At 69.3% G+C, this 9,097-nt stretch carries 11 protein-coding genes and 1 pseudogene; 5 read left to right on the top strand and 7 right to left on the bottom strand.

What is annotated here, in order from left to right; translation table 11 throughout:
- The 4 genes and pseudogenes from IEY55_RS28110 to IEY55_RS28095 all read right to left on the bottom strand — a co-directional run.
- Window positions 1–358 (bottom strand): annotated as a pseudogene (locus IEY55_RS28110) (hypothetical protein); the annotation flags it as partial.
- A 9-nt stretch (window positions 359–367) separates the two neighbouring features.
- Window positions 368–505 (bottom strand): lasso RiPP family leader peptide-containing protein, encoded by a 138-nt coding sequence (locus IEY55_RS28105; RefSeq protein WP_189061595.1) that lies wholly within the window; start codon window positions 503–505, stop codon window positions 368–370.
- A gap of 117 nt (window positions 506–622) precedes the next feature.
- Window positions 623–1,231, bottom strand: a complete 609-nt coding sequence (locus tag IEY55_RS28100) for a hypothetical protein (protein ID WP_189061594.1) — start codon at window positions 1,229–1,231, stop codon at window positions 623–625.
- A 136-nt stretch (window positions 1,232–1,367) separates the two neighbouring features.
- A complete protein-coding gene (locus IEY55_RS28095; RefSeq protein ID WP_189061593.1) occupies window positions 1,368–1,655 on the bottom strand; it encodes a hypothetical protein in 288 nt (95 codons plus the stop codon).
- A gap of 313 nt (window positions 1,656–1,968) precedes the next feature.
- Here IEY55_RS28095 and IEY55_RS28090 point away from each other — a divergent pair, with 313 nt between their 5' ends.
- From IEY55_RS28090 to IEY55_RS28075, 4 genes are all read left to right on the top strand, one after another.
- Window positions 1,969–2,820, top strand: coding sequence for a helix-turn-helix domain-containing protein (locus IEY55_RS28090; RefSeq protein ID WP_189061592.1), 852 nt, complete (start codon window positions 1,969–1,971; stop codon window positions 2,818–2,820).
- 17 nt (window positions 2,821–2,837) lie between these two features.
- Complete coding sequence (locus IEY55_RS28085) at window positions 2,838–3,047, top strand: DUF397 domain-containing protein (protein ID WP_189061591.1); 210 nt, start codon at window positions 2,838–2,840, stop codon at window positions 3,045–3,047.
- A gap of 298 nt (window positions 3,048–3,345) precedes the next feature.
- On the top strand, window positions 3,346–4,179 hold the full coding sequence (locus tag IEY55_RS28080) for an NAD(P)H-binding protein (RefSeq protein WP_189061590.1): 834 nt from the start codon (window positions 3,346–3,348) through the stop codon (window positions 4,177–4,179).
- A gap of 217 nt (window positions 4,180–4,396) precedes the next feature.
- The gene (locus IEY55_RS28075; RefSeq protein WP_229686829.1) at window positions 4,397–5,776 is read left to right on the top strand and encodes an FAD-dependent oxidoreductase; all 1,380 of its coding nucleotides are present in this window, start codon (window positions 4,397–4,399) and stop codon (window positions 5,774–5,776) included.
- Window positions 5,777–5,803: 27 nt separating this feature from the next.
- Here the strand turns inward: IEY55_RS28075 and IEY55_RS28070 are convergent, their stop codons facing one another.
- The 3 genes from IEY55_RS28070 to IEY55_RS28060 form a co-directional block, all read right to left on the bottom strand.
- Window positions 5,804–7,039 carry an MAB_1171c family putative transporter gene (locus IEY55_RS28070; RefSeq protein WP_189061588.1) on the bottom strand — a complete coding sequence of 412 codons (1,236 nt, stop codon included), beginning with the start codon at window positions 7,037–7,039 and terminating at the stop codon, window positions 5,804–5,806.
- Entirely contained in the window at window positions 7,036–7,590 is a 555-nt protein-coding gene (locus IEY55_RS28065) for a hypothetical protein (protein ID WP_189061587.1), read from the bottom strand. The genes IEY55_RS28070 and IEY55_RS28065 overlap by 4 nt, the downstream gene beginning before the upstream one ends.
- 88 nt (window positions 7,591–7,678) lie before the next feature.
- Window positions 7,679–8,383 carry a hypothetical protein gene (locus IEY55_RS28060; RefSeq protein WP_189061586.1) on the bottom strand — a complete coding sequence of 235 codons (705 nt, stop codon included), beginning with the start codon at window positions 8,381–8,383 and terminating at the stop codon, window positions 7,679–7,681.
- A gap of 362 nt (window positions 8,384–8,745) precedes the next feature.
- On the opposite strand from IEY55_RS28060, the gene IEY55_RS28055 reads away from it, so the two are divergent.
- Window positions 8,746–9,072 (top strand): SseB family protein, encoded by a 327-nt coding sequence (locus IEY55_RS28055; RefSeq protein WP_189061585.1) that lies wholly within the window; start codon window positions 8,746–8,748, stop codon window positions 9,070–9,072.
- The last annotated feature ends 25 nt before the right edge of the window (window positions 9,073–9,097 follow it).

Genomic DNA, 9,097 nt, shown 5'->3' with positions numbered 1-9,097 from the left:
ACCCGGCCACGTCACCGGCCGCCACCACGCCGGCCGGGCCCGTGGTGAGGGCGTGGAAGCTGCCGGGCAACGCCAGCAGCGCGCCGACATCGCCACGCGCGGCCGCGGCCACCTGCGCCAGGCTGGCCAGACATTCACCGATCACGGCCACCCGCACCGGCCCGTCCAACACGACGCGGACCGTGCCGGTGGGCTGGTGGCCGATCAGCCACGGCCGGCCGGAGGCGTGCCAGGCGAGCACCTCGCCGGCACCGGCACCCTGCAACCGATGCACCGCGGGCGCGGCGGCCTCGGCATCTGGCAGTGCGCACCACCAGTGGACACCACCGCGCCCGCCTCGCCTGGACAGGTCAGGCATCCGGCCGGGTCACTCCCAGTACCCGCCGGCATCGGTGTCGTCGGAGTTCGACTTGCTGTACTGGCCTTTGGTCACCGCGTCGAACCGACCTACCTCGGTCAGCACCGGCGGCTCGTAGCCGACAGGCCGCTCGTGATTCTCGGGCATCTGCTGTTCTCCTTCCTGTTCTCCCAACCCTCATTGGCCGGGACGCTCTCCGGGGAGTCATCGGCCCTGTTGGCGGTCCCGCTGCCGCTGAACGGCGCCGACCGATCGGCGGCTCAGTCATTGCGGCGAGGGTGGCCACGCGGGGGGCATCGGGCCGAGGGCCCAGTCGATCACCGCATCCGCGGGGCCGACCCGACTGTCGATCGGGTCCGGGTGCGTCAACGGTGCCCGGGGGTCGTAGCGGAGATCCCAGTGGCCGGCCCGTCCCTGCCCGGTGGTATCGATCTCGACCGTGGTCGCGGCGTAGCGGGTGCCGTGGTCCTCAAAGTGCGCGTACACCCACCCGGCAAACTGACCGAGCGAGTTCAGATGTGGGGCGACGTAGAACCCCCGTGTGGTGAGGGCCTCGACCCGGTCCGGGGACACCAGGGGCCGCCGGGACGCACCCTGCGGGTGCTCGTCGGCGGTGTTCTGGGCGGCCGCGAACAGGCAGGCGGCGCAGGGCATTCCGCCGAGTTCGTCGAGTCGCTCGACATCATCGGCGCGAAGCTGCACGCGATGCCGGCGCTTGTGGGCGCACAGCGGGAGCAGCCATTCCGGTGTCGGCTGGGTGAGGTCGACGTCGACGAGATGGACGCTGCGGACATCGTCGGCGAGTCCGGACCGCGCCCGAAACATCGGGTCGGCGGCACGGTCAGGCCGGACGCGCACGTACAAGCGGGCCACGGGTTCCCTCCGGACATCCATAGGACGCTGCTTCGTGGGGAACGGCAGCGCGGAACCTGCTGGGGAACAGGCTCGACGCGCTGCCGTCCCGGCCGCCGGCCCCACAGCCGGCGGCATCGGGGGTGGTCCTGGCAGGTCATCCCGCGGCCTCGGTAACCGGGTTCGCGCCGGGCCACGTCATCTCAACCTTGGCCAGTCGCGTGCGCTCCGGTTCGGCGTCGGGGTTGAGCCATCGCACGATGACCAGCCATCGGCCCGCCGGGCAGTGGTGGCGGGCGAGGTAGTCCTCGGCGACCGTTGCGGCGTACTCGACCGCGCCACCGCACACCCATGGGCCGTGGTCGTCGTACTCCTCACTCCAGGCCAGGCTCCGGGCCCCGCGCACGATGCGGTACAGCTCCACCCGATGCAGATATGTCCACATTGGTCGGTCACCACCCGGAAAGCAGGCTGCTGGCGATGCGAGTCGCAGGGGACACGGACCCCTTGCGGCTCGCCGGTGGGCCGCGCCGGGCCTCGCACTCCTGCATGGCGCGACCGGCGGCCCCTTGAGCCTCACGGGGCGTGTGATCCGCCCCACGCGCGACATGATCGTGAATATACGCGCGCATATGTAAGGCTGGCGATAGACCGGCCGGGCGTACTTGCGCGGCACCCTCCGTGTAGGTATGGGGAGCCAGGTCACGCAGGAGGCGGCAGAACCGGGTGGCAGCACCCGAGTGAGGAGAAACAGGAGCGTGGGCAACCCGACGCTGACGGTGGGGAGCTGGGCGCTCGGGCGTCGGCTGCGAGAAATCCGCGAATCCCAGGGGCTCACCTCCACCGACGTCGCCCGGCGACTCAAGCTGTCACAACCGACCGTGACCAGGGCGGAAAGCGGCCGGCACCGGCTCACCCGGCCCCAACTGGCCAAGTTGTGCAGGACCTACGGCATCCCTGATGCCGAGGCCGCCGAACTGGAGCGCATCCGCCAAGCGGCGGCCGAACCGAACTGGCTCCAGGACTACGGCTCACTCGTCGATGGCCCCGTCGGCGACGTCTTCGGCCTGGAATCCGGCGCCAGTGTCGTCAGCACCTTCGAGAGCATCCTCATCCCCGGACTGCTCCAGACCGAGCGCTACGCCCGCGCCGTCATCTCGGCAGCCTCGCCCTACATCCGCGCCACCGAGGTCGATCGTCGAGTCGATCTGCGCATGGCACGTAAGCGCCGACTGACCGGCAACAACCCGCTCACCGTCCGCGCCGTGATTGCCGAAGCCGCGCTATGTCAACTGATCGGCGGACCCGAGGTGATGCGGGAGCAACTCGACGCACTCCGTGCGATGGAACACGACCACATCCTCGTGCGGGTCCTGCCCTCCTCCGTGGGCGCGCATCCCGCGCTCGGCTCGGCGTTCTCCATCTTCGAGTTCTCCGCCGCCGAGGGTCTGCCGCCCGTGGTCTGTGTGGACACCATCACCTCGGCGCTGATCGTCGAGAAGTCACACCAGGTCGCGGCCTACACTCTGAGTTTCGACGTTGTGGCCGCGCTCGCCGCGGGGGAACGCGAGTCCGTCGAGCTCATCGACCACATCGCCCGATCCCTGTAACGAAGGAAGGCACGAGCATGACCACCCCCCGCGACTTCTCTCGTGCTGCGTGGCGCAAGTCCACCCGCAGCAACGCCTCTGCCCAGTGTGTGGAGGTGGCCCCTCTCGGCCGGTTCGTCGGGGTCCGTGACTCGAAGAACCCAGCCCGGGCGGCGTTGACCGTCGCGCCGGCGGCCTGGTCGTCCTTCCTCGCCTCAGTGCAGACGGGAAGGCTCGATCTCGCCTGACACGGAAGTCCGAGCCTCCGAAATTCTGGCCGCCCACGGTCGTGGGCGGCCGCTTTTGTCTCTGGCCTCGGTACCCCGACGAACTGCTCATCGTCCTGTCAGCGCGTGACCTGGTCACCGTGGTCCTGGTGCTCGTTCAGCATCCGGGCCGACAGCCACTGAGTCTGGCCTGCGGGTGGGCCGACGCCGGGGTGCCGGCCCACCCGCAGGGCGGAAAACGGCGCCGCGATACGGCGAGGACTAGGCGTTACCGTCGCGGCGGCGGTGAGGTTCCCGGCGTCGGAAGTGGGGGAGCATCGTGACGATTCTGGTGACCGGTGGGCGTGGCCACGTTGCGCGCAGTGTGGTCGGGCAGCTGCTCGAGGTCGGGGAGAAGGTGCGGGTGGCCAGCCGGAACCCGACCGCCGTCACGGCCCCGGACTCGGTCGAGGTGGTGGGGGCCGACCTCACCCGCGTGGACTCCCTTATCCCAGCCCTGGCCGGGGTCTCCAAGGTCTTCTGCTACGCCGATCCGGCGGGGATCGACAGTGTCGTGACGGCGGCTCAGGATGCGGGCGTCGGGCACGTCGTGTTGCTCTCGGCCAGCCCGGTCACCGCGGCCAACCCGGGGGCCAACCCGCTGGCGGTGATGCACAGGGCAGCCGAACAGGCCCTGCTTGACTCCGAGCTGTCGTGGACGTTCCTGCGTCCGGCCACCTTCGCGACGAACACGTTGCAGTGGGCGCAGTCCATCCGTCGTGAGGGTGTGGTCCGGGCGGCGTATCCGGAGGCGCACACCGATGCCATCCACGAGGCCGACATCGCCGCGGTCGCCGTGCGCGCGCTGACCGAGGATGGCCATGTGGGGCGTGCCTATCTGATGACCGGGCCGGAGTCAGTGACCCAGCGGCAGCAGGTCGAGGCGATCAGCGCGGCCATTGGGCGCCCGGTGGAGTTCGTGGAGCTGAGCCCGGCCGACTACCGGGCAACGTTGGCCCAGTGGGGGGCAGATGCGGTCGAGGAGGTGCTGCGCCACCTGGCTGCCACCGATGGTGTCCGCCAGCCCGTGATCGACACGGTCGAGGTGGTGACCGGGCGGCCGGCGCGCACCTTCGCCCAGTGGGCACGCGACCACGCGGACGACTTCCGGTAGGTCGGGTGGCCAGTATCGCCCGCCATGTTGTGTGGGGGCTTCCCCACCGACCGGTGATCCTTCTCCGGCACCGCGCCGTGCACTGGGCCAGCCCATCGTCGCCGACGATGGTGGTGGGCCGGCACCAATGTCGTGGGGTAATGACCGGGATCATCGCCACTCCATCGGGGGACGTAGGTTTCGGGGGTCCAGACCACGAGTGATGGGGGCGGTGTCGGTGAGGCCACGGCGTGCGGTGGTGTTGGGTGGCGGGCTGGCGGGAATGTTGTCGGCGGCTGCCTTGGCGGAGTCGGTCGATGAGGTGACCGTGGTGGAACGTGATCGGTTGCCGGAGGGGCCGCAGGAGCGTCGTGGCACGCCGCAGGCGCGGCATTTTCATGCGTTGATGTGTGGTGGGGCAGCCGCGATCGAGGATCTGGTGCCCGGCACGTTGAAGCGGCTGCGTGCGGAGGGGGCGCATCGCGTGGGGATGCCGAGCCAGTTCGTGTCTTTTTCGCCGCAGGGGTGGTTTCGCCGGTTCGACTGCAACCTTTTCTTGGTGGCATGCAGCCGTCCCCTGTTGGACTTTGTGGTGCGGGATCAGGTGTTGTCGTCGTGGCCGATCCGGATGTTGGACGGGCGTGAGGCGGTGGGTCTGCGGGGTGATGCGCGGCGAGTGACGGCGGTGGAGGTGCGTGACGTCGCGGGGGGAGGTTCCCAGGTGTTGGGGGCTGATTTGGTGGTGGATGCCATGGGGCGGGGGAGCCGGACCGATCGGTGGCTGGTGGAGCTGGGTTTGCCGGTGGTGCGGGAGGAGGTGGTGGACTCGGGCCTGCAGTACGCGACCCGACTGTTCCAGGCTCCCCCGGGTGCCTGTGAGGGGTTCCCGGTGGTCACGGTGCAGGCCAGCCCGCACGGGGTGAGCCCGGGCCAGGCAGGCGGCGTGATCCCGATCGAGCGTGGCCGCTGGTTGGTCACGCTGTCGGGGACTCGTGGTGCTGCTGCTCCGACGCGCGAGGAGGACTTCAAGGCGTTCGCGCGTAACCTGCGGCACCCGGTCGTCGGTGAGCTGCTCACTTACGCCACGCCGCTCGGACCGGTGATGACCACGCGCTCGACAACCAACCGGCGCCGTCGGTATGAGCGCGTGCGTCCCTGGCCGGAGGGCCTGGCGGTGATGGGGGATGCGCTGGCCGCGTTCAACCCGGTCTACGGTCATGGGATGTCGGTGGCGGCCCAGACGGCGGTGGCGTTGCGGGAGAGTGTGCGGCGGGGCGTGTCGGGGCCGCGTCTGCAGCGGGTGCTGGCCCGGGTCACCGACGGGGCGTGGCGGATGGCCACGACCGAGGATCTGCAGTACGCCAGTGACCAGCCACAGAACCTGGCCACCCGGCTGCGACGTCGGTACGTGGAGCGCACGATCCGGACGGCCACCAGCCGTCCGGAGGTCGCGAAGGCGTTTTTCGGCGCGTTCACGTTGGCGGCCCCGTTTCGTCGCTTGCTGTCGCCGCGGGTCGTGCTCGGGGTGCTGCGGGGTCCGGGTGAGCCACCCTTGCTGGGGCCGCCGTTGACCTCGGCGGAGTGGTCGGCGGTGACCTCCAAGGACACCCCCGGCTGAGCACGCCACCGGTGTGTGCGGCCGCGACTATGACGAGGTCGGCGTGGGGTCGTAGTCGTCGGCGACCGCCGCCAGGATGGCGGGAACCAGGGGGTGGTGGGAGGCCCGGGCCACCAGGACCCACCAGGCGTGTTCGTCGGTGAGATCGGCGCTGTCGTGCGGGGTGTCGAACGACGGCGCGGTGGGCGACGGCTCGACCTGTTCGCCCTGGCCGCGGAGTCGCAGGAGGGCGGCGTTGAGTTGGGCGGCTTCAACGAGGGCCGCGTGCTGGGGGCCGGACAGCCCCGCTTGGTCTGCCATCGCTGCGGCGACCTCGCCCACGCGGGGTGAGAGGTAGGGGCGCAGGTCCCACCGCCAGTCGTTGAGCTCGTGCACTATGCGCCGCACGCGGTGCCGGGAGTCGAATCGCCTGACCACGAGCACCTTGTTCGGGTCGACCTGGCGCAGTTGCCGGTGCAGTGGGCGGAGGTACCAGAAACGGCGCCAGCGTGCGCCCCACTGGCGCAGGTCGGTCAGCCGTGGTCCCCACACCGGCAGTACCACGGCCGCGACCAGCGGTGGCGCTCCTACCGCGACGGAGAGGACCGGTGCGGCGGTGTTGATAGTGGTGAGCGCCCGGCTGTCTGCCCAGAGGGCGACCACATTGAGGATTTTGATGGCCGAGACGGCCAGGGGACAGGACGCGGTGATCATGTAGGCGCGCAGCCCGCGGGCCAGCCAGCGCAGCCGTACGGTGCCGGCCGCGAAGGCTTCCACCGAGGCGGACCAGCACTGGTACAGCTGGGCGGCGGCCGCCAGGATCGAGGCCGCGCCGTAGACGGTGATGAACGTCGCGACGGAGGGCTGGTGGGCGTAGTAGCTGTCGAAGTCCTTCAGGCGTTCGGTGGGCAGATCAGCGGCGAAGAACGTCGCGGCGAGGATGACGAGGACGAGGCTGTAGCCGCCGATGATGCGGCGCACCCAATGCCAGGCATGGGTGAAGTGGTGACGCCAAAACAGCACTAATGCCAAGGTGGCGGCGGAGAAAATCGTGGCGAACTCATAGGCCAGGAAGAACCCCAGGTTGGGGATCCCGGTCACCGCGTTGATCCATGACCCAACCTGGGGAGCCGACGCCAACGCGCAGGCCGACACGGAGCTGACTGAGAGCACCAGCGACCACACCGTGGCCTGGCCCCACCGCCGACGCAGCCCCCAGAGCTTGTAGAGGGCCACGGCCAGTCCTGTGCCGCCGGCCAGTATGTAGATGACATCGAAGTTCACCGGCGCGGACCTCGAGAATTGAGGCCAGCCCGCAGGCTCTCGGCCACACGGGCCAAGCTGTCAGACACCGGCGGCTCGTCTTCAGGTTCCTGCTCGAGTCGCCGCTCGGTGCGCTCAAACAACTCGTCAGCGAGCTGTTCGGCCGCATGCTCGTCGCTTTCTTCCACACACGCACTGCGCGAGGCAAGAATCTGGACCAGCCGCGGCGACAGGTGCGGCGCAATCTGGTGTGGAGTGTCCTGGGGATCCACCGCAGCCGGCATGTGCCCTAGCAGGTAGTGCGCGAACTCGTGCAGCAGCACCAGTAACCGCTGGGACCACCGGTCAAAAGCGGCTACCACCACCACACACCGGCCATCCGCCAATAAGGCGGTCACGCCCGTGATGTCCTGCAGGGTGGCGTAGTCCACCAGGACCGGGCGCTGCATATAGCGTTCCATCAGCGTGCGCACGGCCTCACACACATCGCGATAGGTGCTGCCAGGAGTCAGGAGATCCTCAAGATCACGGGTGGCCTGAGCGATCAACTTGCGCTGTTGGCGTCTGCTCACCGACGAATCCCCTCCCCTCATCATCGGACCATCGGACCACGCCTCACCAAGCATCGTCCGGATGGGGGTGACCCTTTAGGGTCAAAAACTACGTCCTGTCACCTGTTTGGCCGAGCGCGTGGCGGATCGCCCGGAGCGCGGCGCGGCGAGGCGCCCCCCGGCGGGCGGACTGTTGCTCCGCCCGGGTCACCATGGCCACGACACCAGACCGCAGGAACTCCTTGAACGCGGCGGCTTCCTCATCCACCGTCCGGGCAAACTCGTCATCAAAGAAGTACGCCGGTGGAACACCAAAATGATCCGACAGCCCCAGGACCGTCTTCAGAAACGGGTTGGGATGCCCCTTGATCAGCGTGCGCACGTACTTGGTCGAAATCCGCCCCCACCGACCTCGATCCGTGATGGCCTGGGCAATCTCGTCCGCAGTCCAGGGCCCACGGGTGAGGGGATACACGGTATCGGTGAGGTGGCGGACGGCCTCGGGTCGCCAGCCCGCACGTTCGCCGTCCCGCACCCGCCGGCGCGTCCCTCCGACTAGGGCGGCCGGATGCACGTCCAGGGCTGCGGCCAGGGCCTGCAGGTGGGCGACCGTCGGGTTGTCCCGCTCCCCGGTGCGCAGAGCCTGGACATAGGTGTCGGCGATCTCCTGTCCCTGGGCCTGACAGGCGCGGGCGACCTCGCCGTTGGTCCAGGGGTCCTTGCGGCCGGGCGGGGTGCGGCACAGCTCGTCCAGGATCGCCGCGACGTTCAGGTCCGTGGCCTCCGGCGGCCCTCCTTTGTCGCTGACCGGCACCGGCTCCTCCTTGCCCCGCGGGTGGGTTCCCCCATCCGCCCTAGTGTCGCGTGCCGACCGGGGATGGGGGTAGCGGGTCTGTCGGTGAACCACCCCGCAAGTCCACTACAGATCCCGACACGCGGAACTTGCAGTGGACTGGGTAGTTGATCGGTTGCACAGTGAAGTTCTACCCTCACGCCACCACAGCATCCACTAGAGATCACTTTTAGAGGCATCTGTAGTGGACGCTTGGCCATCGGGGTAAATCCACACACACGGTGTGTGAACGGGGATAACGGGGGCAGTCCGGCCGGCGCAACGGGCTCACAGGGGGTTCGGCCGGACTGCTCCCCACCCCCTCAGGGGAGGGGAGGACGCACATGGCCGCGGCAGCATTCGCCCGGTCCAGACGGTCCAGAACAGTGGAGCAGTTTCGCCGCCGCGCGGTGCTGGTCATCGTCAGCACCGATCAACGTCCGTTGATCTACACCGCCCGCCGGCGTCGCTGGGTCATCGCCTACAGCACGGCCCGCCTGGTGCACGGCACGCACCGGGTGGCCGCGATGACCGGCGCGGTGCTGCTGCGCCGGATCCCACCCACGGTCGGGATCGTCCTCGACCCGGGATGGCCGCACCAGACCATCCTGCACCGCGGCCGAAAGCCACGGCGTGCTGCGCAGCCGGCGCCGGTGCGGTGGGCGGCATGAGCGGGCGGTGAGTGGGGACTGGCGT

The organism is Longimycelium tulufanense (assembly GCF_014645795.1).
Lineage (GTDB): Bacteria > Actinomycetota > Actinomycetes > Mycobacteriales > Pseudonocardiaceae > Longimycelium > Longimycelium tulufanense.
Note: the sequence above shows the minus strand (reverse complement) of the source record. Positions and strands in the feature narration are given on the sequence as shown.